Source organism: Streptomyces sp. NPDC058632 (assembly GCF_042717095.1).
Lineage (GTDB): Bacteria > Actinomycetota > Actinomycetes > Streptomycetales > Streptomycetaceae > Streptomyces.
Window position 1 is genome coordinate 1 of record NZ_JBHXQZ010000069.1, and the last position, 21,261, is coordinate 21,261.

At 72.0% G+C, this 21,261-nt stretch carries 17 protein-coding genes and 1 pseudogene; 13 read left to right on the forward strand and 5 right to left on the reverse strand.

All coding sequences use genetic code 11. The annotated features are described in order from the left end of the window. Positions 1-275 precede the first annotated feature (275 nt). The 7 genes from ACFWVE_RS24260 to ACFWVE_RS24290 all read left to right on the forward strand — a co-directional run bounded on the left by ACFWVE_RS24260 (position 276) and on the right by ACFWVE_RS24290 (position 8,030). The gene (locus tag ACFWVE_RS24260) at positions 276-1,277 is read left to right on the forward strand and encodes a glycosyltransferase family 2 protein (protein WP_384017635.1); all 1,002 of its coding nucleotides are present in this window, start codon (positions 276-278) and stop codon (positions 1,275-1,277) included. Then, complete coding sequence (locus tag ACFWVE_RS24265) at positions 1,274-2,257, forward strand: lysylphosphatidylglycerol synthase domain-containing protein (RefSeq protein WP_384017638.1); 984 nt, start codon at positions 1,274-1,276, stop codon at positions 2,255-2,257. The genes ACFWVE_RS24260 and ACFWVE_RS24265 overlap by 4 nt, the downstream gene beginning before the upstream one ends. Next, positions 2,244-3,644 carry an aspartate aminotransferase family protein gene (locus ACFWVE_RS24270; RefSeq protein WP_384017641.1) on the forward strand — a complete coding sequence of 467 codons (1,401 nt, stop codon included), beginning with the start codon at positions 2,244-2,246 and terminating at the stop codon, positions 3,642-3,644. Before ACFWVE_RS24265 ends, ACFWVE_RS24270 begins: the two co-directional genes overlap by 14 nt. Continuing rightward, positions 3,638-4,660 (forward strand): NAD-dependent epimerase/dehydratase family protein, encoded by a 1,023-nt coding sequence (locus tag ACFWVE_RS24275; RefSeq protein ID WP_384017644.1) that lies wholly within the window; start codon positions 3,638-3,640, stop codon positions 4,658-4,660. Before ACFWVE_RS24270 ends, ACFWVE_RS24275 begins: the two co-directional genes overlap by 7 nt. 10 nt (positions 4,661-4,670) lie before the next feature. Next, positions 4,671-5,702: a UbiA prenyltransferase family protein gene (locus tag ACFWVE_RS24280; protein ID WP_384017647.1), complete on the forward strand. Its 1,032-nt coding sequence runs from the start codon at positions 4,671-4,673 to the stop codon at positions 5,700-5,702. 100 nt (positions 5,703-5,802) lie between these two features. Then, positions 5,803-6,807, forward strand: coding sequence for a glycosyltransferase family 2 protein (locus tag ACFWVE_RS24285; protein ID WP_384017650.1), 1,005 nt, complete (start codon positions 5,803-5,805; stop codon positions 6,805-6,807). Continuing rightward, positions 6,804-8,030, forward strand: coding sequence for an endonuclease/exonuclease/phosphatase family protein (locus tag ACFWVE_RS24290; protein WP_384017653.1), 1,227 nt, complete (start codon positions 6,804-6,806; stop codon positions 8,028-8,030). The genes ACFWVE_RS24285 and ACFWVE_RS24290 overlap by 4 nt, the downstream gene beginning before the upstream one ends. 212 nt (positions 8,031-8,242) lie before the next feature. On the opposite strand, the gene ACFWVE_RS24295 is transcribed toward ACFWVE_RS24290, so the two are convergent. Then, positions 8,243-9,232 carry a BTAD domain-containing putative transcriptional regulator gene (locus tag ACFWVE_RS24295; RefSeq protein WP_384017656.1) on the reverse strand — a complete coding sequence of 330 codons (990 nt, stop codon included), beginning with the start codon at positions 9,230-9,232 and terminating at the stop codon, positions 8,243-8,245. Between the two features lie 23 nt (positions 9,233-9,255). On the opposite strand from ACFWVE_RS24295, the gene ACFWVE_RS24300 reads away from it, so the two are divergent. The 6 genes and pseudogenes from ACFWVE_RS24300 (at position 9,256) to ACFWVE_RS24325 (ending at position 16,447) form a co-directional block, all read left to right on the forward strand. Beyond that, the gene (locus ACFWVE_RS24300) at positions 9,256-10,779 is read left to right on the forward strand and encodes a glycoside hydrolase family 3 protein (RefSeq protein ID WP_384017659.1); all 1,524 of its coding nucleotides are present in this window, start codon (positions 9,256-9,258) and stop codon (positions 10,777-10,779) included. Between the two features lie 223 nt (positions 10,780-11,002). Beyond that, positions 11,003-12,076: a phytanoyl-CoA dioxygenase family protein gene (locus ACFWVE_RS24305; protein ID WP_384017662.1), complete on the forward strand. Its 1,074-nt coding sequence runs from the start codon at positions 11,003-11,005 to the stop codon at positions 12,074-12,076. Further along, entirely contained in the window at positions 12,073-13,455 is a 1,383-nt protein-coding gene (locus ACFWVE_RS24310; RefSeq protein WP_384017665.1) for a DUF6271 family protein, read from the forward strand. Before ACFWVE_RS24305 ends, ACFWVE_RS24310 begins: the two co-directional genes overlap by 4 nt. Then, positions 13,452-14,618: pseudogene (locus ACFWVE_RS24315) on the forward strand (type III PLP-dependent enzyme); the annotation flags it as partial. The gene ACFWVE_RS24310 and the pseudogene ACFWVE_RS24315, both read left to right, overlap by 4 nt. A 48-nt stretch (positions 14,619-14,666) precedes the next feature. Next, complete coding sequence (locus ACFWVE_RS24320) at positions 14,667-15,206, forward strand: GNAT family N-acetyltransferase (RefSeq protein ID WP_384017730.1); 540 nt, start codon at positions 14,667-14,669, stop codon at positions 15,204-15,206. 5 nt (positions 15,207-15,211) lie between these two features. Continuing rightward, positions 15,212-16,447 (forward strand): MFS transporter, encoded by a 1,236-nt coding sequence (locus tag ACFWVE_RS24325; RefSeq protein WP_384017667.1) that lies wholly within the window; start codon positions 15,212-15,214, stop codon positions 16,445-16,447. A 62-nt stretch (positions 16,448-16,509) separates the two neighbouring features. Here ACFWVE_RS24325 and ACFWVE_RS24330 read toward each other — a convergent pair whose 3' ends face one another. The 4 genes from ACFWVE_RS24330 to ACFWVE_RS24345 form a co-directional block, all read right to left on the reverse strand. Next, the gene (locus tag ACFWVE_RS24330) at positions 16,510-17,076 is read right to left on the reverse strand and encodes a TetR/AcrR family transcriptional regulator (RefSeq protein WP_384017670.1); all 567 of its coding nucleotides are present in this window, start codon (positions 17,074-17,076) and stop codon (positions 16,510-16,512) included. A gap of 7 nt (positions 17,077-17,083) precedes the next feature. Continuing rightward, a complete protein-coding gene (locus tag ACFWVE_RS24335; RefSeq protein ID WP_384017673.1) occupies positions 17,084-17,665 on the reverse strand; it encodes a sugar O-acetyltransferase in 582 nt (193 codons plus the stop codon). Between the two features lie 70 nt (positions 17,666-17,735). Then, on the reverse strand, positions 17,736-19,001 hold the full coding sequence (locus ACFWVE_RS24340; protein ID WP_384017675.1) for an MFS transporter: 1,266 nt from the start codon (positions 18,999-19,001) through the stop codon (positions 17,736-17,738). Between the two features lie 124 nt (positions 19,002-19,125). Beyond that, positions 19,126-20,682, reverse strand: coding sequence for a polysaccharide lyase family 1 protein (locus tag ACFWVE_RS24345; protein WP_384017678.1), 1,557 nt, complete (start codon positions 20,680-20,682; stop codon positions 19,126-19,128). Positions 20,683-21,261 lie beyond the last annotated feature (579 nt).

Sequence of the window (21,261 nt, forward strand, 5' to 3'; positions counted from 1 at the left end):
GGGCCGGCGCGCGGCGGGCCGGCGCGCGGCGGGCCGGCGCGCGGCGGGCCGGGTGGGGTGCCGGAGATGGCGGGTCCCGGAGGTCCGGTGGGGGCTGAAGCGGCAGGTCGCAAGGGATCGGCGTGGTCCGTCATACGTCCTCGGGCGTTCGATCGTACGGGTCCTGGACGAACACGCGGCCGAACATTAGCAGCGACCCGGCGGCGTTTCGGGCGGCTCCCTGACAATACTGATCCGATACCGGTCCGATACGCAGAGCGATCAACACTGACCGCATGCCGCACTCCGTATCGGTCGTGATCCCCGCCCACAACGCCTCCCGTACCCTCGCCGCCTGCCTGGACTCCGTCCACGCCCAGACCTGGCCGGTCCACGAAGTGATCGTGGTGGACGACGGCAGCACGGACCGGACGGGCGAGATCGCCCGGAGCCGCCCGTGCACGGTGATCCGGCTGGAGCCCAACCGGGGTGTCTCGGCGGCACGCAACACCGGTGTGGCGGCGGCCACCGGCGACATCCTCTTCTTCCTCGACTCCGACGAGGCGCTCGCCCCCGGCTCGGTGGCGGCCGCCGTGGAGATCCTGGCCGCGGACCCGGAATGCGGCTGCGTGCACGGCGTGATCGCCCCCGAGCCGCTCTTCGACGACGGCCCGGTCGAGTGGTACAAGGTGCTGCACGCCCACTGGTGGCGGGCCCGCGGGGTGGGCGAGGTGGAGACGGCGTTCTTCGCCCAGGCGGCCGTGCCCCGGCGGGTGTTCGAGGTCGTGGGCGGGTTCGACGAGCGGCTGCGGGACTCGGAGGACCTGGAGTTCAGCGACCGGCTGGCTCCGCACTTCAGGATCGTGCTCACCGACCGGATCGTCGCCCGGCACGATGAGGAGCACGAGCTGGGAGCGCTGCTCGCCGAGACGTTCCGGCGGGCCCGGCTGCTGGTTCCCGCGCTGCGCTCGGCGCGGCGCGGCGGGCGCCGGAACCTGACCGCCAACAGCCCCGCCTCCGTCGCCGCCGCGGCCCTGTTCTTCCTGACGCTGCCGCTGGCCCCGCTGTGGCCGCCGGCTCCCGTGGCGGGGCTGGCCGCGTTCTGCGTCGCCAACCTCGGGCTGCTGCGGTTCACCGCCCGGCAACGGGGCGCCCGGTTCGTGCCGTTCTTCGTCGCGGTCCACCTGGCGGCCCACGGCGCCCTGCTGAGCGGGGCCGCGCTCGGCGCCCTGCACGCACCGGGCGGAAGGACGCCGGTGGACAGCGGGGCCGGCGCACGCCCGGAGCCGAGGCGGTGAGGCGCCTGCTGCGCGCGCTGCTGACCCCGGCCGTCGTCCTGACCGCGCTCGTCTTCGTCGGCCTCGCGCTGCGCGAGGACGGCCCCGAGGCGGTGCGCGCGCTGGCCCGGCCGGAAGCCGTGCCCCTGCTGGCCGCGGCGGTGGTCGCCAATGTCGCGGGCCTGGTGCTCGCCGTGCACGCCTGGCGGGTCCTCATCCCCGGCGACCACGGAGTGCGGGGCCTGTACGCGGCGAAGGTCTACTTCCTGGGCCAGCTCAGCAAGTACATCCCCGGACGGGTCTGGGGCGTGCTCACCCACGTGGCGCACGGCCGCGCGGCCGGGGTTCCCGGTGCGCAGATGACCTCGGCGTACGTGCTGAGCCTCGGACTGACCCTGCTGACCGGGACGGGAGTGGCCCTGCTCGCCGCGCCCGCCGCGATGCCCGGCACCTGGCCGTGGCTGCTGCTGCCGGCCCTGGCCCTGGTGTCCTGCGTGCTGCGCCCCGCGCTGGCCACCCGGCCGCTGACGGCCCTGGCCTCGAGGTTCCGCGGGCCGGTGGAGGCGCCCGGGGACGGCACGGTCCGGCGGGCGATGCTGCTGGCCGTCGCGTCCTGGCTGGTCTCCGGCGTGCACCTGTGGTTCGTGGTCCTCGCCCTGGGCGCGCCGGCGTGGCGCAGCCTGGGCACGGCGGTGGGTGCCTTCGCCCTGGCCACGGTGGTCAGCAGCCTGGCCCTGATCGTGCCGGACGGGTGGGGTGTGCGCGAGCTCACCATCACCGCCGCGCTGGCCACCGTGCTGCCCGGGGGCACCGCGGTGACCGCCGCCCTGGCCAGCCGTCTCGTCTGTGTCCTGGCCGAACTGGGCAGTTCGGCCGTCGTTCTCGCCTGGTCCCGGTTCCGGGGCACCCCTGCGCTTTCGGCGAGCGCGCGGCCCGCAACGGCGCGGCCCGCCTGCCCGCAGTCCGTGACTTCGATGGGAGAAACCCGTGTACACCCTTGACGACGCCGAACGACTCCCGGTCGACGAGGTGCACGACCTCTACCGGCGGTACGTGAACAAGAGCCAGGTCTCCCTGATGACCTCGTTCGGCTTCGGCCGCGAACTGGTCGACCACGCCGAGGGCGCGTATCTGACGCTGAAGGACGGACGCCGTGTCCTCGACATGACCGGGGGCGTCGGCGTCCTCAACCACGGTCACAACCATCCCCGGATCCTGGCCGCGCGTGCACGGTTCGCCCAGGGCCGGCGGATGGAGGTCCACAAGACGTACTTCTCCCCCTACCTGGCGGCGCTCGGCCGCAATCTGGCCGAGGTGCTGCCCGGCGACCTCAGCATGTCGTTCCTGCCCAACTCGGGCGCCGAGGCGGTGGAGGGAGCGGTCAAGCTCGCCTACAAGTACCACGCCGGCAAGCGGCACACGGTCCTGCGCGCGGACTGCGCCTTCCACGGCAAACTGCTCGGCTCGGGTGGGCTGACCGGCCAGAACCAGTTCGACTTCCCGACGATCCCCGGCATCGACACCTTCCGGTACGGCGACCTGGACTCGGTGCGCGAGGCGGTCGGACGCCACCCGGGGGACGTCTACGCGATCCTGGTCGAGCCGTTCAGCGCCTCCACCGTCCAGTGGTGCTCCGAGCAGTTCCTCCGCGGGCTGCGCGAGTTGTGCACCCGGCACGGCATCGTGCTGATCTTCGACGAGATCTACACGGGGTGGGGCAAGACGGGCAGCATGTTCTACTTCATGCGCTACCCGGGACTGCTCCCGGACGTGGTCACCACGTCGAAGTCCTTCGGCGGCGGCAAGTCGTCCATCTCCGCCTACGTCGCCCGTGAACCGGTCTTCCGCAAGGCCTACGACAATCTCGGCGACTCCCTGCTCAACTCGACGTCCACCACCTACTACGGGTTCGGCGAGGAATGCGCCACCGCCCTGGAGGCCGTCAACATCGCGGTGGAGGACGACTATCCGGCGCGTGCCCGCGCCCTGGAGGCGGTCCTGGAGCCGGGGCTGACCCGGCTCGCCAAGGAGTACCCCGACGCGATCGGCAGGGTGGCGGGCGCCGGTGCGCTGTGGGGCGTCTTCGTCGACGGCGGCCCCAAGGTGCTCGACCTGGTGTCGAAACTGGCGCCCGGCGGCATGGCCGGGGACCCGCGGTTCAGGACCAAGCTGGTGACCTGTGCGGTGATCAACGCGCTCTACGAGGACCACGGCATCTTCGCCTACTACACCCTCAACGGACTCAATCCGCTGGTTCTGGGGCCGTCGCTGGTCACCGAGCCCGACGAGGCGGAGCGCACGGTGGACGCGCTCGGTGCCGTGCTCGACCGGGGCCTGGGCCGGCTGGTGGCCCGTTTCGTCAAGCAGAAGGTGAGCTCGCAGTGGTGATCGCCATCACCGGCGCGGCCGGCATGCTCGGTGGCCGGCTCGCCGAACGTCTGACGGCCGACGGCCGGCGGGTACGCGGGGTGGACCTGCGCCCCGGTCCCGGAGTGGAGTACGTCGGGGACATCCGCGACCGGGACCTCATGCGCCGTGCCCTGGACGGCGTGGACGTCCTGGTGCACGCGGCCGCCGCCCTGCCCAGTTACCCGGACGAGCAGATACGGTCCATCATCGTCGGCGGCACCGAGAACGTGTTCGCCGCCGCGAAGTCGGCCGGTGTCCCCCGGGTGGTGCACGTCTCCTCCACCGCCGTGTACGGGCTGCCGCGGACCGTACCGACGACGGAGGACCATCCGCGCGAGCCGGTGGACACCTACAGCCGGGCCAAGGCCGCCGCCGAGGAGGTGGCCGAGCGGTACCGCGCGGACGGGATGTGCGTACCGATCCTGCGGCCCAAGACCTTCGTCGGGCCGGGCCGCATGGGCCTGTTCTCGATGCTCTTCGAATGGGCGGAGGAGGGACGCAACTTCCCCGTCCTCGGCAAGGGCGACGTACGCATCCAGATGTTCGCGATCGACGACCTGGTCGACGCGGTGGTCACCGTGCTCACCGCCGACGAGGAGATCGCCGACGACACCTACAACCTCGCCGCCGCCGAGTTCGGCACGATCCGCGAGGACTTCCAGGCCGTCCTGGACGCGGCGGGCCACGGCAGGCGTGTGGTCGGACTGCCGGCCCGCCCGGCGCTCGGGGTGCTCGGGGCCCTGCAGCGGGTGAGGCTCTCGCCGGTGTACGGACGTCTGCTGCACAAGCTGATGGCGGACTCGTACGTCAGTATCGACAAGGCCGCCGAACGGCTCGGGTTCACCCCCAAGTACTCCAACCGGGACGCCGTACTGCTCACTTACGAGTGGTGGCGCACCGCCCGGCACGTCTCACCCGCCGGCGGGGCCACCGGCCGCACCAGCCGCGATCCGTGGCGTCAGGGTCTGCTGTCCGCGGCCAAAGTCTTCTTCTGAGGAGTGGGCCATGACCTTCGTCGACGAACGGGCGAAGTCCGCCACCGCCGCTGGCAAGGACGCGGACAACGCCACGAACGACAACTCGAGCGGCGCGACAGGCGACGCCCCCGACGCCCAGGGCGAAGGGTCGGACAGGGGCAGGGACGCGGTCCCGATCCCGGTCGTACCGGCCGGTGGCCGGACGTACCGGTCCACTCTGGCCGGACTGGTCGCCCTGATGCGCCCGGGGCAGTGGCCGAAGAACTTCCTGGTGGTTCCCCTGCCGTTGCTCGGCGCGCCGTGGAGCTGGTCCGCGGCCGGGAACGTCGCCGCGGCCACCGCGGCCTTCGTGCTGGCCTCGTCCCTGGTGTACGTGGTCAACGACATGGCGGATGTGGAACGCGACCGCCGTCACCCGGTCAAGCGGCACCGGCCGCTGGCGTCCGGGCGGGTGCGCATGCCCGCCGCGGTCGCGTTCGGCGGCCTCCAGGCCGTGCTGCTGGTGCTGCTGCTCGCGCTGCTCAGCCCGGAGGGAACCTGGGCGGTCCTGCTCTACCTGGCCGTCAACGCCGCCTACAGCTGGCGGCTCAAGCACCTGCACCTGCTCGACGTGTTCATCGTGGCCACCGGCTTCGTGCTCCGGCTGCTCGGCGGGTACGAGGCGAGCGGCCGGCCCGTGGCGGGCTGGCTGGTCCTGACCGTCCTGACCCTGTGCCTGCTGCTGATCCTGGGCAAACGCCGCCACGAACTGAGCGTCTCCGGCACCGGCCACCGGCCCGCGCTGGCCGGTTACTCCGCGCACTTTCTGGACCTGGTGCTGGTCATGTGCTCGGCGCTCACCATGGTGAGCTACCTGCTCTTCCTGCGCACCGAGTCGGGTTACGCCCCGGCCGCGCTGCTCACGGCTCCCTGCGCGCTGTTCGCGCTCTTCCGCTATCTGCAGATCGTGGTCGTGAAGAGCGAGGGGGGCACTCCGGTGCGGACCCTGTTGCGGGACCCCGTCATGCTCGCCAACTCGTCCGTGTGGGCGGCGCTGCTCCTGCTGTTCCAGGCCGTCTGACCGCGCGTCCGGCCGCGCCCCGGCGCCGCCTGCCCCCTCGGCTCCCTTCACTTCCTGTCCGTTCCTGCCTGTCGGCACCCCGTTTCGAGCGAGGACCTGAATGGCTGCACCCCTCGTGTCGGTGGTCGTTCCCCTGTACAACGACCGCCGCACCGTCGACCTCTGCCTGCGCTCCGTGCTGGAGCAGACCTACCGGAAGCTGGAGGTGATCGTCGTCGACGACGCCAGCGCCGACGACTCGGCCGAGCTGGCCGGCCGGCACCCGGTCACGCTGGTGCGCGCCGAGCGCAACGGCGGCCCCGGCGCCACGCGCAATCTGGGGGTCCAAAACGCCCGGGGGGAGATCATCTTCTTCCTGGACGCCGATCTGACGCTGCACCCCGAGGCGGTGGCGCAGGCGGTGGAACTCTTCGAGGAGAACCCGGAGTACGGGGCCGTCTTCGGCATCCCGGACAAGGAACCGCTGTTCGACGACGGGCCGGTGTGCGACTACCGCATCCTCCAGTACCACTACTGGCGCAAGAGCGCCGAGGGCCTGGTCAGCGGAGGCTTCTACGCGCTGGGCGCGGTGCGCCGGTCCGCCTTCCTCGAGGCGGGCTGGTTCAACTCCGCGCTGCGGCAGACGGAGGAGATCGATCACGCCGAGCGTCTCGCGGCCCGCTTTCCCCTGCTGCTCACCTCGCGCGTACGGGGCAGACTCTCCGACGAGTCCCGGATGCGGCCGTTGCTGCGCAAGGCGTTCGTCCGCGGCCGGCTGCGTGTGCCGTTCTACCTGGACCGCGGCCGGGCCATGCAGGGCATGGAGACCGGCGGGCGTGCGGCGGCCTCGGTGCTGGCGGCTCTCACGCTGCTGACGCTGCCGTCCGTCCTGGTGTGGCCGGCCGCCGCTCCGGTCCCGGTGCTCGCCCTCCTGGCGTGTGTCCTCGCCGACCTGGGCCAGTACCTCTTCGTCGCCAGGGAACGCGGCCCGGCCTTCCTGGTCTTCTTCACCGGCTGTCACCTGCTGGTGAGCACGGCCGTGGTCGCGGGCCTCGCCACGGGCCTGGCCCAGTGGTCGTTCAGCGGCCGCTTCCGCCGCATGTACCGGACCGGGGTGCCGGCATGACCACACAGCCCGCGGCGGCCCACGAGCTGCCCCTGCCCGAGCCCGCTCCGGAGAGCGGCGGCGAGGAGGTCCGCCCGGCTCCCGCCCGCCGGGCGGCCCGTGTCCTGCGGCTCTGGTACGGCCGTGGGGTCGTGGCCCTCGCCGGAGCCTGGCTGCTGTACGCGGCCGTGCGGTGGCTGGTCAGCGGCCGCTGGCACTGGAGCATCCTGCTGGACGCCGCCCCGCCGCTGCTGCTGGTGTCCGTCCCGGCCGTCCTGCTCCTCGCGGGCGCCGCGGCCTGCGGCCGGCGCCGGCCGTGGGCCGCCGGGCTCGCCTCGGCCGCGCTGCTGCTGGCGCTCACCACCGGCTCGGGCATCAACTGGCCCGCACTGTGGCGCGATCCGGGACCCGTACCACCCGACGCGCTGCACGTGGTGTCGCTGAACACCCAGTACTGGGGCCAGGGACAAGGGCCCTCGGGCAGTGACCGGGTGTACGAGCTGCTGCACCGGCACAAGGCCGACGTCTATCTCCTCCAGGAGCACGTGGCCTGGCAGCCGGGCCTCGGGGAGGACGGGTACAGCGAGCTGCGGGACGACGACCGGCTGCGCGAGGAGTTCCCGGGCTACCACATCGCCCGGCGCGGCGAACTTCTCACGCTGTCCCGGTTTCCCGTGGTGGCCACTCCTGCGGTCGGGCCCGGCGCGGAACTCGACGCCCGCCCGGACGCGGACTTCAACAGCGTCTTTCAGCGGGACAAAGTGATGCGCACGGACCTGGCGATCGGCGATCGCGTACTCAGCGTCTACAACGTGCACATCACCGTGCCCCTGGCCGTCGACAATCTCAATCTCTTCTCCGGATACGACTTCGACTCCTACTTCCAGCGGAAGTTCGCATGGCGGCTGGAGGAACTGCGCGGACTGGAAAACGATATGGACCGGAATCCGAATCCGACGCTGGTTTCCGGCGATTTCAACTCCACGGCCTCCATGCGGGAACTGAACGGGATTCGCGAGCGGACCGACGACGCCCTGCGCGCCAACGACGATCTGTTCCCGCTGTCCTGGAAGTTCGGCGCCCCGGCCGGCTTCGAGTGGGACAGCGTGTTCAACCGGCCGCTGCCTCTGTGGCGGGTCGACTGGAGCTTCACCGCCCACCAGGTGCGGCTGCACCGTTACGACCTGCTGCCCACCGACGGGCTGTCCGAGCACCGGCTGCAGGACCTCTGGCTGTCGCTGTGACCGGGACTCATGGCAGGCGGCAGGCGGCAGGCCGGTGGGGTCGTCAACGCCGGGCACCCGAGGAGGGGAGTACGTAGCCGCCGGCGCGGCCGGGACGGGCGCCTTGCGGCCTGGTCCTGTCGCCCGGAGCGTGCCGGGCTGCCGAGGCCCGGTGCCCGGCCGGGCCTGACCCAGCCGAACGGCCCCGGCACGCCCCGGTGCGAAGCGGCCGGTCAGCTCGCCCTGGCCACCCCTCGGACGGGCTGGTCGGCCCCCGTGCCCAGCAGGATGGCCTGCTCCAGGTCGGCGAGTTCGGGGCCTGGTTCGATGCCCAGTTCCTCGACCATCGTCGAGCGGATCCGGCGATAGGCCTCCAGCGCCTCGGCGGTGCGCTGGGACCGGTACAGCGCGAGCATCAACTGGGCGTGCAGGTCCTCGCGGTAGGGATGTTCTGCGGACAGCTGCATCAGTTCGCCGATCAGGTCGTGGTGGCGGCCCAGTCCGAGTTCGAGGCGGATCCGTTCCTCCGTCACCCGCAGCCGCGTCTCCGCCAGCCGCCGCGCGCCCGATTCCAGCGGCCGGCTGGACAGCCCCGAGAAGGCGGGCCCCGTCCACAGGGAGAGGGCGCGGCACAGGACGTCGACGGCCTCCTCGGTCAGCCCGGTCTCCGCGAGGGCACGGGCCCGGCGCACCAGGGTGTCGAAGACCGAGGCGTCCAGCTGGGACTCCTCCAGGCACAGTCGGTAGCCCTGGGGATGGGTCTCGATGAGGTCCGCCAGTCCGGCGGCCTCGAATTCGCGGCGCATGGCGGAAATGCAGATACGAATCTGCGTACGGGCGCTGGCGGGCGGCGAGCCACCCCAGACCGCGTCCACGAGATCGTCGACGGATACGACCCAATTCACTTCCAGAGCCAGCACCGAAAGAATGATCTGCGCTCGCCTGCCGCCGAGATGAATGTTCTTACCGTCGACGGACACGCGCAACGGTCCGAGGATATGGACTAACAAGACAGAGACCCCCCGTATCTGTGCTTCAGGCTCGGCCAGCCTGGTATGAACCAAGGAAGGTGTCAAGGGCCCGTGTCCGTGAGGGAATTGCTCGCCCCGGCCCTCACTTCCGCGCCCGCGGAGGCAACCGGGGAGGCGGCGAAAGAGGCGGCCGGTATTCCTTGACAGCCTCGATTGGTATAGGCCAACCTTGCCATGGTCTGAACCAATCATGGCGCCGTTCGGAGGGTCCACGCATGGCCGAGAGCAGCCACCCGCACCTGCTGCGGCTGGCACATTCCGTGCTCCAGCCGGGCTTCCCCGGTGCCACGGCACCGGACTGGGTGCGCCGCCGGATCGGCGAAGGACTCGCCTCGGTCGTCCTGTTCGGCCGCAACATCCGAAGCGGCGCGCAGGTGGCCGCGCTCACCCACGCGCTGCACGCGGAGAACCCCGACCTCGTCATCGCCATCGACGAGGAAGCGGGCGACGTCACCCGCCTGGAGGCGCGCACCGGTGCCTCCAGGCCCGGCAACCTCGCCCTGGGCGTCCTCGACGACATCGACCTGACCGAGCAGGTCGCCCGGGACACCGGCCGGGAGCTGCACTCGCTCGGCATCACCCTGAACTACGCGCCGAGCGCCGACGTCAACACCAACGCGTTGAACCCGGTCATCGGAGTGCGTTCCTTCGGCGCGCGCACGGATGTGGTCTCCCGGCACGCCGCCGCATGGGTGCGCGGTCTGCAGACCGCGGGGGTCGCCGCGTGCGCCAAGCATTTTCCGGGCCACGGTGACACCGTTGTCGACTCCTATCACGGTCTGCCCCAGGTCTCCGCGCCCGGCGGCACCCTGGCACTCACCGCGCTGCCGCCGTTCATCGCCGCGATGGACGCGGGTGTGCGGGCCGTCATGGCCGGGCACCTCCTGGTCCCGGCCTACGACGCCCGGTGGCCGGCGTCCCTGAGCCGCACCGTCCTGCACGAACTGCTGCGCGGCGAACTCGGGTTCACCGGCCTGGTCGTGACCGACGCCGTCGAGATGGGTGCGGTGGCCGACCGCTACGGCCTGACGGGCGCCGCCGTACGGGCGGTCGCCGCCGGGGCCGACGCCGTCTGCGTCGGCGGGGACCACGCGGACGAGCGGACCACGGCCCGGCTGGCCGGTGCCCTGGTGCGCGCCGTACTGGACGGCCGCCTGCCGGAGGAACGGCTCGCCGGAGCCGCCGGCCGGGTCCAGGAGTTCGCCGCCTGGTCGGGCACGCTGCGCCGTGCGGCGTCCGTGCCCGAAGCGGCCTGCGGTGTGGGGCTCGCGGCGGCCCGGCGAGCGGTCCACGTCCATCACCGGCCGGACCACGACACGCAGTTCCCGCTCGTGGGCACCCCCCACGTGGTGGAGCTGTCCCCCGCCACCATCAGCCTCATCGACCGCGGTACCCCGTGGGGTGTGGCGGAACCGCTGAGCGCACTGCGGCCGGGCACCACCTCCGTCCGGCTCGGCGAAACCGAGTGCGCGGACGGCGCCGAGGTGCTGGACCGCCTGGCGCTGGAACCCGCGTCCGGCCGGCCGCTGGTCGTGGTGGTCCGGGACGCGGCCCGCTACGGCTGGATGACCAGGGCGCTCACCGGCCTGCTGCGCCGACGGCCCGACGCCCTGGTCGTCGAGATGGGTGTCCCCACGGGCGAACGGCCCGGAGCCGTGTACCTGGCCACGCACGGTGCGACCCGCGTGTCCGGCATCGCGGCGGCCGAAGCCCTCGTGGGCGGCCGCACCGGCCCGTAGTCCCCGACGGGTGAGGCACCGAAGACCTCGTTCCCCCTCTCCTTCACCCCGGCCGCGCCACAGAGGCGACGGCCCGACCGGTCCCTGTCCCCATGCGCTCGGCCACCCCGTCCGGACCCCGTCCGGACCCCGGCGGCGGCCACGAGTGCCGTCCGGAGTGTCACCCATACCCGAAAGCGCCACCCATGCCCCCGAGTGCCATCCATTGTTCCGGAGTGACCGCATGACGACGCACCACCGCCCGACGCACCACCGCCCGACGCACCACCGTTTCTTACACCGCGCCGCCTCCGGGCGCCCCTACTTCAGTGCCGACGGCGAGACCTACCTCGCCGAGACCCAGCTGCGGCATCTCACCACGTCACGGCCGTTGCGGGTGCTCTCCGAGGAGGAGTTCGCCTTCTGGCAGGCGTACGGATACGTGGTGGTCCGGGAGGCGATATCCCCGGACGCGGCCAAGCTGCTGCTGGAGTTCGCCTGGGACTTCCAGGGCCTCGACCCGCAGCGCCCCGAGACCTGGTACGAGGAGCGCACCTTCCGCTCGGACCTGGACCGGGACCTGTACGTGTACGGCTTCGTCGAGGCGTACCACCACCAACTGCTGTGGGACAGCAGGCAGTCGCGGCGCGTCTACGACGCCTTCGCCGACGTGTGGGACTGCGAGGAGCTCTGGGTCACCCTGGACCGTCTCAACCTCAATCCGCCCAACGTGAAGAACCGCTCCCGGTCGTTCATCGAGCCGACGGACGAGGGCTTCGACATCGAGTTGCACTGGGACGTCGACACCACGGCCAGTGTGCCGCCCCAGCGGGTGCAGGGCATCATCGCGCTCACCGACACGGAGCCGGACCAGGGCGGCTTCCAGTGCTCGCCCGAGCTGTTCCACCGCTTCGAGGAGTGGAAGGTCGCCCAGCCCGCCGGCCGCGACCCGATCCGCCCCGGCGTCGACCGGGCCGAGTTCCCGGTGGTCCGGCCCCGGCTCAACGCCGGTGACCTGCTGATCTTCAACGGGATGCTGGCGCACGGCGTGGCGCCCAACAGCTCCGTCGACGGGGTGCGGGCGGTGCAGTACCTGTCGATGATGCCGGCGCTGGAGGAGCACGAGGAGCTGCGCCGGTCGCGGATCGAGTCCTGGCGCACGCTCGGCACGCCGGACTGGAACGCGACCCTGCTCGGCGACGCGAGGCGGCACGAGTCCGAGCGGTACGGCACCGCCGAACTCGACGGCCTGGGACGAAAACTGCTGGGCCTGGACTCCTGGCACGAGCACGGCGACCGTCCCGGGCGGGCGCGATGACCGGGGCGTTCGACGTGGCCCGCCGGCACAGGATCGCCCTGGCACTCCCGACCAACCGGGCGTGCTCGGCCACCATCACCGCCGTCGCCGGCGAAGCGGCTTACGCCGTACGGGAGTTCGGCGTCGAGGTGCACCTGCTGGTCCTCGACTCCTCCGACGCGCCGACCGTCGCGGCGCACGCCCGCACCGTCGCCGGACTGCCCGCCGTACCGGGTGTGGTGGTGCACCACCTCGACGAGCGGGCCCAACGCGCCTTTCTGCGGGCCGCGATCGACCGCGCCGCGCTCCCGGAACCGGAGCCCGACCGCCTGCTCGGTCTCCTGCTCCCGGACGGCGTCTCGTACGGAGCCTGCACCAACCGGGCGTTCCTCGTCGCGGCCGCCCTGGGCTGCCGTTCGGTGCACCGCCGGGACTCCGACAGCCGCTACCAGGCCTTCGAGGGCGAGCCCGTCTTCCCGGTCCACCACGAACTGGCGTCCCTCGGCAAGCGGGCCGCCGACGCCTGTGCCGGGGTGTCGGAGGTGAACCTCGATCCCTCGCTCGCCCATCGCCCGGTGGCGATGGTGGGTGCGTCCTTCATCGGGGAACTGTCCGTCGACATCGGCGGCATCCGGGAACTCGACAAGGACGCGTACGACACGGTCGTGGGCCTGTGGGCCCCGGCCGGCTGGTCCGAGGAGGAGCGGGCGGGCCTGGCCGAGGAGTCCTTCAAGGGCGCCGGGCTGCTTCCCTTCCGGGGCGACCGCACGACACTGACCCTGGTCGACCCCATGCGGGTGGACATGTGCAACATCGCCTTCCACCAGGACGTGTACGAGCGGCTGCCGCTGCCGCCCGCGACCGACACCATCGGCAGCGACTACTTCCTCATCCACGCGGTGCACGACGCCACGCTGCCCGGTGTCCTGCACAACCGGGACATCGAGAACTTCTACACCGGGGAACGCCGTACGCACGCCGGGTTCATGGCGTACCAGCGGCGGTTCGTGAAGTTCCTGCTGTCGATGCTCCACTTCCACTTCGTCTACGCCGGCATGGCCGAGGCCGGACCCGCGCTCCTCGACGCCGGGCAGCGGCTCGACGCGGCTCCGGTCCGTGCCCTGCTGGCGAAGAGCGTGCGGCTGGACCGCGCCGAGAACGAGCGCCGACTGGACGTCGTACAGCGGACGTACCGGCGGTTGGGCGGCAAGTACGCGGAATTCGCGGAGTGGTTGGCCGCGGACCGGGAGCGGCTGCTGGCTCGGGCGGGGCGGGACATCGAGGACTTCGTGCTGCTGATCGACGGCTGGGCGGCGCTGGTGGACGCGAGCCGGGCGACGGACGTCCGGGGCACAGCCGGCCGCGGTGGCAGCGCCCGGTCCCGGAGCGCGGCCTCGTGAACCCGGCGCTGCGTGCCGCGCTCGCGGCTGCCCCGGACGACCGGATCATCCACGACCTGGACGGCATTGCCGGTCAGTTCGACGCGCTGGCAGATGAATTGCCCGGCGTCGGCGTGCGGTTCGCCGTGAAGGCGTGCCCCGTCGACGAGGTGCTGGCGTGCCTGGCCGGCCGGGGCGCGGGATTCGACGCGGCGAGCCCCCGGGAGATCGTCCAGGCCCTCACCACGGGCGTACCCGCTCACCGGATCCACTACGGCAACACCGTCAAGTCCGACGAGAACATCGCCCAGGCCCACCGGCTCGGCATCCGGGACTTCGCCACCGACAGCCTGGAGGACGTGGCGGCACTCGCCGAACACGCACCGGGCTCGCGGGTGTTCTGCCGGCTGGCGACCACGGGCCAGGGGGCGTTGTGGGGGCTGAGCCGGAAGTTCGGCTGCTCGGCGGACGACGCCGTACGCGTACTGGAGTCGGCGCGGGAGAAAGGACTGGTCCCTGCCGGGCTGTCGGTGCACGTCGGGTCGCAGCAGATGACCACCGAGGCCTGGCAGCAGGCGTTCGCGACGCTGGGCGAGGTACTGACGGCGCTGCACGCGCGTGGGATCGCGCCCGATCACGTCAACCTCGGCGGCGGCCTGCCCGCGCTCGGCTACACGGACCGGCGGGGGAACCGGCTGGAACCCCCGCTGGACAAGATCTTCGCCGTGCTGCGCGAGGGAATGGAGCGCCTCTTCGAACTCGCCCCGGGTCCGCTGGACTTCCTCGTCGAACCGGGACGCCACCTGGTCGCCGACCACGGCGTTGTCAGGGCGCACGTCTCCCGGCTCACCTCGCGCCGGCGGCCGGACGGGGAACGCGCGTACTGGCTCTATCTGAGCTGCGGGAAGTTCAACGGCCTCTACGAGATGGACGAGGTGCAGTATCCGCTCGTCTTCCCGACCCACCCGGCCGGCGCCGGCCTGGTACCCGCCGTGGTCGCGGGACCCACCTGTGACAGCGACGACTCCTACGCGCCCGAGCACAGCCACGTCCTCGTGCCGAGGGCGCTCGCGTCGGGCGACCCGGTCTGGGTGCTGTCCAGCGGCGCCTACGCCACCAGCTACACGACCCGCGGCTTCAACGGCTTCGCCCCGCTCCCCCACACCTGCGTGGGCGGGAGCGACGACGGTGCGGGGAGGGGCGGTTCACCGGCCCGCTCCGGCCGGGAGCGGATGCCGGCCGGCCTGCGTGTCCGCACCCTCACCGAGGGCGACTGGCCGAGGGTCGCCGCCCTGGAGGCCGAGGTGTACGCGCCCGCCGGGCTGTCCGAGGGCCGGGAGGCACTCGAATCCCGGGGCCGCTCCTCCCCGGCGACCTGCTTCGTCCTGGAGACCGGCGACCGCATCGCCGGCTACGTGCTCGCCCTGCCCTACCCGCCGTCGCGGTACCCGGACCTGGAACGGCCCGAGGAGGAGTCCTTCACCTCCTCCCCCCATCTGCACCTGCACGACCTGGTCGTCGCCGACGACCTGCGCGGCCGGGGTCTGGGCAGCAGGCTCGTACGCCATCTCACCGCGACCGCACGGCAGCGGTACGAGGAGGTCTCCCTGGTCGCCGTGGGAGGCACCGAGAACTTCTGGGCCCGGCACGGTTTCCGGCCCGACCGTCGGGTCGAACTCCCCGCGAGCTACGGCGAGAACGCGGTCTACATGTCCAGCCCGGTCCCGGGCGGCCCGGGCGGCCGGCCCGACGCCCCTGAAACGGAGGGCTGACGCCCATGCCCCGCCCCCTCGTGCCCCGCACGCCCGCACCCCGCCGGTTCGACGCCTTCCGGCGCGACCAGTTGGCCACCGCCGCGCTGTTCTGCTTCCTCGGTTTCCAGTACGCCACGTGGGTCTCCCGGCTGCCGGCCCTCAAGGACCGGTTCGGCCTCGACGAGACCCGGCTGGGTCTGCTGCTGATGGTCTGCGGGGTCGGCGCCGCGGTGTCCTTCCCCCTGGTGGCCCGGCTGATGCGGCAGCTCGGGTCGCGGCGCCTGGCGCTCTGGTCGGCGCTGGTTCTGGCGGCGGTGCTGCCGGCGCTGTCCGCGGCCGGCTCCTATCCCCTCGTCCTGCTGGTGGTGTTCGTGGACGGGGTGGCCGTCGGCTGTCTGAACGTCGCCATGAACGCGCAGGGCGCGGCACTCGAGGCCCGGTACGGCCGGGCGGCGATGGCGCAGTTGCACGCCACGTTCAGCGCGGGCTCGCTGGCGGCCGCGCTGCTCGCCTCGGGGATGACCGTCGTGACGCATGCCGTCTCCGCGCACTTCGCCGCCGCCGCGGCCCTGCTCCTGCTGCTGCTCGCCATCGCGCGCCCCCGGCTGACGGCCGACGATCAGGCTCCGGGTCCCGGGCGGGAGGAGGCCGCCGCCAAGGGCGCCCGGGGCTTCGCCGGTGCTTCCGGGGCGGCACTGTGGCTGGGCTGCGCGATGGTGTTCGGCACCGTCACCGAGGGCGCCATGAACGACTGGTCGGCGCTCTACCTCACGGCGGAGACCGGGGCGTCGGGGCAGCTCGCGCCGCTGGGCATCGCCGTGGTCTCGGTGATGATGGTGCTGGCCCGCCTCCTCGGCGACGGCTGGCGTGGCCGCCTGGGCGACGCCCGGGTCGTCCACATCGGCAGCGTGGTGGCCGGTACCGGTCTCGCGCTCGCCCTGCTGGCCGGCGGGACCTGGCCCGCGCTGATCGGCTTCGCCTGTGTCGGCCTGGGCATGGCGACCGTGACGCCCTGCCTCTACGTCGCCGCCGCCGCGGAGGGCCCGAACGCCCTGGCCCTGGTCGCCGCCATGGGCACGACCGGCCTGCTCGCGGGCCCGGCGCTGATCGGCTTCGTGGCGGGCCGCACGGATCTGACGGTCGGCATGGCGGTGGTCGCCGCCTCGGCCCTGCTGGTGTCCGTCTCCGCACGGCGCATCACCTGGCACGAGCCGGGCAGGTCCGCTCCGACCGGTGAGGGCGAGGGCGGAACCGGTTGAGGCGGTGAGGCCCGTGCGGCACAGAGGTCAGGCCTGTGCCGCACGGGCGGCCGGTGGCCCGGTCAGGGCTTCCGGGGCGGTGCGCCGCCGGGTGCCGTGATGCGGGCGATCGCCTCGAGGGTCAGGGCGCGGTCGTGGGGTTCCCGGGAGAGGGCGAGGTGGAGGGTCAGTCCCTCGATGAGGGCGTCGAGCTGGCGGGCGGTGTCCGGGTCGAAGTACTTCTCGAGGTGGACCCGGCTGCGGCGCATCCACTCGTGGGTGAGTTCCCGGTAGACGGGCCGGCGGGCGGCGAGGGCGTACAGCTCCTGGGTGAGCACGAGGTCGCGCGTGCTGTCCTCGGACAGGGCGTGGATGAGGCCGGCCACGGCCTCGCGGGCCTCCTCGGGGCCGGACGGCGTCGCGAGATGGGTGTCGAAGATCGCGACCACATGGCCGGTGAACTCGCTGAACGCCTCCTTGAGCAGCTCGTCCATCCCGCTGAAGTGGTACGTCATCGACCCCAGCGGCACTCCGGCGCGCCGGGCGATCCTGCGGTGCGAGACCGCGGCGAGCCCCTCCTCGGCGATGAGGTCGAGGGTGGCGTCGATGATGCGTGCGCGGCGCCGCGGGTCGGTGTGTCCGGTGGCCACGGGAGCCTCAGATGCCGCGGACCGGGCGGGCGGGGCTGCCGACGGCGACCACGTTCGCCGGCACGTCCTTGGTGACGACCGCGCCGGCGCCGATCACGGAGTTGTCCCCGACGGTCACCCCGGCCAGGACGATGGCGCCGCCGCCGATCCAGACGTTGTCGCCGATGGTGATCGGCCGCGCGGCCTCCAGTTTGTCGCGCCGGGGCCCGGGTTCCACGGGGTGCGTGGGGGTGAGGAGCTGGACGCCCGGGCCGATCTGGCAGTCCTCGCCGATGACGATGGCCGCGACGTCGAGCGCGGTCAGGTTGTAGTTGACGAAGGTGCGGGCCCCGATGGTGATGTTGCTGCCGTAGTCGACGTACAGGGGCGGGCGCACATGCGCCTCCTCGCCGACGGCGCCGAGCAGTTCGGCGAGGATCGACTGCGCCGCGGCGGCGTCCTCGACGAAGGCGGCCTGGAAGCGGGCGGCCAGACGTACGGCCTCCTGCTGCCGGCGGGCGATCTCGGGATCGTCGGCGATGTAGGGGTCGCCCGCCTGCATCCGTTCCAGGTTCGTACGGGGGTCCTGCGCGAAGTGGTCCGTCACCATGGAAACGACGGTACACCTTGGAACGTACGAACGTACACTCCATACGCCCGGCCGCTGCCGCGGCGCTCTTCTACCTTTCGCCGCCTGCCGGTTGGCGCCTCGGGGACCCCAGCACCCCGGCGAGGACGACCACGAGTGCGCCCGCGAGGGGCACCACCAGCAGACCGAGGCGCAGGCCGGCCCCGTCGGCGACGAGGCCGACGACCGGCGGGGAGAGCAGGAAGCCGAGCCGCATCAGCCAGGAGACGATCGTCAGCCCCGATCCGGGCTTGAGGCCGGGCAGTTCGTCGGCCTCGTGCATCGCGGCGGGCACGAGGGTCGCCACGCCGAATCCGGCCGCCGCGAAGCCGAGGATGGTGCCGGGCACCGTGGGCACGGCCAGCGCCAGGCCCATGCCGGCCGCGGCGATGAAGCCTCCGGCGCGGGCCACGGCGCGCTGGCCGAACCGGTCGACGAGCCGGTCGCCGAGGATCCGGCCGATGAACTGGGCCCCGACCAGGGCGATGAAGCCGGAGGCCGCCAGCGCCGCCGACGCGTTCAGCGCGTCGGAGAGGTAGAGCGCGGCCCAGGAGTTGCCCGCGTCCTCGACGAGGGTGCCGGCGGTGGCGATGAGCACGAGCGCGGCCAGCACGTACCGCGTACGCGAGGTCGGGGCGGGGCCGCCTCCCCGGGCGCCCTCCTTCTCCTGAGACTCTTCCTCCGTCTCCGTCTCCGTCTCCGTCTCCGCCTCCGCCTCCTCGGCCGGTCCGGTGTCGGGTCCCGGCAGGCAGAACCGCAGGGCGACACAGGCCGCGACACCGAAGACCAGGCCCGAGATCAGCAGGTGCGTCCCGAGCGGGAGACCGAGCGCGATGGCGCCGGCGGCCATGGCTCCGCCGGTGACGGCACCGATCGACCAGACGGCGTGGAAGGAGTTGATGATGGAGCGACCGTAGCGGCGCTGCACCCGCAGCCCGTGGGCGTTCTGCGCGACGTCGGTGAACGCGTCCATCGCGCCGGCCAGGAACAGCGCCACCGCGAACAGCACCACCGACTGCGCCAGTCCGGCGACGAGGATTCCGGCCGCGGTCAGCAGCGTGCTCGCCACCGCGGCCCGCGCCGAGCCCAGCCGGCGGACGAGGACCCCCGCCCCCAGCCCGGCCGCGACGGCCCCCGCCGGGAACGCCGCGACGGCCAGCCCGTAGGCGGCGTTGCCGATCCCGAGATCCGCCTTGATCTGCGGATAGCGCGGCAGGAGGTTGGCGAACAGGGCGCCGTTGGTGAAGAAGAGCACGGCAACGGCCGCACGGGCCTGCCGCTCGGCCGGGCCCGGCCGACGCAGTACGTCAATGGTCATACGCCGGACCCTATCCGCAGAGCGTACGAACGTACACTCCCCTTTTTCCGGCGGCACGGCCGACGCCCGGTTCCGGCCCCCGGACGGGGACCGGAACCGGGCGCGTGAGCCCTTCGGCGCGTTCCTAGCCGTTGTAGGTCTCGAACTCGGCGATCCGCGGGGTGCCGTTGGAGCTGGTGATCTCGAAGGTGACCTTCTTCAGCGAGGTCTGCGGGAAGGAGATGACGCCCGCTCCGCTGCCGGAGGCCAGGACGGCACCGGTGTCGTGGTTGAGGACCCTCCAGTTCCGGATGGCCCCCTCGGAGCCGGCCGCCTCCCGGATGTTGATCTTCGACACCGAGGTGGCGGACGACCACTTGACCGAGACGGAACCGGTCGAGCCGCTCGGTGACCAGTGGCTGCCCGTGTTGCCGTCGATCACGTTGCCGTAGCTCGTGCCACTGGCCTTGCTGGAGCCGTCGGCACCGGCTCCGAGGCTGAGGTTGGTCCCGGTGGGGGGATCGGTCGGGTCGGTGGGCGGGTCAGTGGGGTCGGTGGGCGGGTCGGTCGGGTCGGTCGGGCCCGGGTTCTGCGGGGTGCAGTTGCCGTCCGAGACCTGGTTGCCCTTGTTGGCGCCGGCCGTCCGGTTCACCACGTCCGGTACGCAGTTCGCGTTGTCGAGGCGGTGGGAGTAGGGGATGCTGACCGAGGTGTTGGACGTCGGGTTCGGACCGGCGGGCTGGTTGTCGCCGCTGCGGCTGGACCAGGTCACGTTGTCGAAGATGTTGCCGCCGACCTGCCAGTAGCCGGCCTCGCTGGTGTAGAAGGTGCCGAGGACGTCCTTGGAGTCCTCGAAGTAGTTGTTGTCCACCTTCGCGCGCGCCCCGGCCCGGGAGTTGATGCCGGACTCGTGCAGGTCGACGTAGTGGTTGTTGTAGATGTGCGAGATGCCGCCGCGCAGCAGCGGGGTACGGGAGTCGATGTTCTCGTACTTGTTGTGGTGGAACGTGACGTAGCCGTTGGAGCGGTCGCTCTCGCTGGAACCGATGAGACCACCGCGGCCGGAGTTGCGCAGGACGCTGTACGACAGGGTCACGTACTGGGTGTTGTTCTTCATGTCGAAGAGGCCGTCGTAGCCCTCCGACTCGCCGCCGGACGCCTCCAGCGTGGTGTGGTCGACCCAGACGTTGCGGACACCGCTCTCCATGCCGATGGCGTCGCCGCCGTTGGAGGTGGGCGAGCCGGACTTCTTGACGTTCCGGACGGTCACGTTCTGGATGATGATGTTGCTGGACTCCCTGATGTGGATGCCCAGTTGATCGAAGACGGCACCGCTGCCGACACCGACGATCGAGACGTTGCTGATCTGCTTGAGCTCGATCACGCCGTCGGCGGTGCTGCAGCTGTCGCCCGACACCTTGCTGGTGTTGCCGTGGTTGATGGTCCCCTGGACCTCGATGATGATCGGGGTGCTGCTGCTGGCCCGGTTGCACAGGGCCGCGTGGATCGCGGTGCCCGTGGTGGCGCGCACCGTCTGCCCGCCGGCGCCGCCGGTGGTCCCGCCGTTCTGCGTGGCGTAACCGGTGGCACTGCCGGTGACGGCCGCCGACGCCGAGGACGTCGACACCACCAGCCCGGTCGCGGCCGCGAGGGCCGCCGTGGCCAGCGTCGCACTGAGGCGCACTGCTGTTGATCTCTTCATCCGTGTCTCTCCCTGTTCGTCTGCACGTGCCGGGGGGGGCGGACTGCGTGGATGGACCGGGGTGACTGCGACGACCGACTTCAACGAAACAGACATAGTCATGGGCATGTCACATAGAGCGCGGTCGGGCCCGCCGGACGTCTCTCCGGACGGTTCCGGCCGCACTCGGCCGCACTGTGATCACGCCCTGCCGGCGCCCTGGCCCTGCCCTGCTGCGGGTGCTGTTCTCCGAGACGGTTCTTCGGCTCCTGCTCGGCTCTTCTTCGGCTTCGGCACGACCGGACCGACCGTCGCCGTGAGGGCCCGGCGGGCAGGTCGGCCGACGCCGGCCGCGGGATCACCGCAACCGTGCTCCTGCGCCGGACCCGTGGCGGCTCATACGCGAAGTCACCCGCCGAAGAGGCGACTTCACTCCACTGGTCCCGAACCGACAACCGGGGGAAAGCGCTTTCTCACCGCGAGAATAGGGCGGTCCGGACCAGCCTGGCAAGGCTCCGGACGCCATGAGTGCGCTCTTTCGTATCTCATACACCAGACGCTGTTCACACTCATCCGAGGCCCGGGAGAACGGAGTTCGGA

What these genes read in the sequence shown, in the direction of transcription:
- ACFWVE_RS24260 (WP_384017635.1), top strand. Translation starts at nt 276, where the DNA reads ATGCCGCACTCCGTATCGGTCGTGATCCCCGCCCACAACGCCTCCCGT.
- ACFWVE_RS24280 (WP_384017647.1), top strand. Translation starts at nt 4,671, where the DNA reads ATGACCTTCGTCGACGAACGGGCGAAGTCCGCCACCGCCGCTGGCAAG.
- ACFWVE_RS24285 (WP_384017650.1), top strand. Translation starts at nt 5,803, where the DNA reads ATGGCTGCACCCCTCGTGTCGGTGGTCGTTCCCCTGTACAACGACCGC.
- ACFWVE_RS24290 (WP_384017653.1), top strand. Translation starts at nt 6,804, where the DNA reads ATGACCACACAGCCCGCGGCGGCCCACGAGCTGCCCCTGCCCGAGCCC.
- ACFWVE_RS24295 (WP_384017656.1), bottom strand. Translation starts at nt 9,232, where the DNA reads ATGATTGGTTCAGACCATGGCAAGGTTGGCCTATACCAATCGAGGCTG.
- ACFWVE_RS24300 (WP_384017659.1), top strand. Translation starts at nt 9,256, where the DNA reads ATGGCCGAGAGCAGCCACCCGCACCTGCTGCGGCTGGCACATTCCGTG.
- ACFWVE_RS24305 (WP_384017662.1), top strand. Translation starts at nt 11,003, where the DNA reads ATGACGACGCACCACCGCCCGACGCACCACCGCCCGACGCACCACCGT.
- ACFWVE_RS24310 (WP_384017665.1), top strand. Translation starts at nt 12,073, where the DNA reads ATGACCGGGGCGTTCGACGTGGCCCGCCGGCACAGGATCGCCCTGGCA.
- ACFWVE_RS24320 (WP_384017730.1), top strand. Translation starts at nt 14,667, where the DNA reads ATGCCGGCCGGCCTGCGTGTCCGCACCCTCACCGAGGGCGACTGGCCG.
- ACFWVE_RS24325 (WP_384017667.1), top strand. Translation starts at nt 15,212, where the DNA reads ATGCCCCGCCCCCTCGTGCCCCGCACGCCCGCACCCCGCCGGTTCGAC.
- ACFWVE_RS24335 (WP_384017673.1), bottom strand. Translation starts at nt 17,665, where the DNA reads ATGGTGACGGACCACTTCGCGCAGGACCCCCGTACGAACCTGGAACGG.
- ACFWVE_RS24340 (WP_384017675.1), bottom strand. Translation starts at nt 19,001, where the DNA reads ATGACCATTGACGTACTGCGTCGGCCGGGCCCGGCCGAGCGGCAGGCC.
- ACFWVE_RS24345 (WP_384017678.1), bottom strand. Translation starts at nt 20,682, where the DNA reads ATGAAGAGATCAACAGCAGTGCGCCTCAGTGCGACGCTGGCCACGGCG.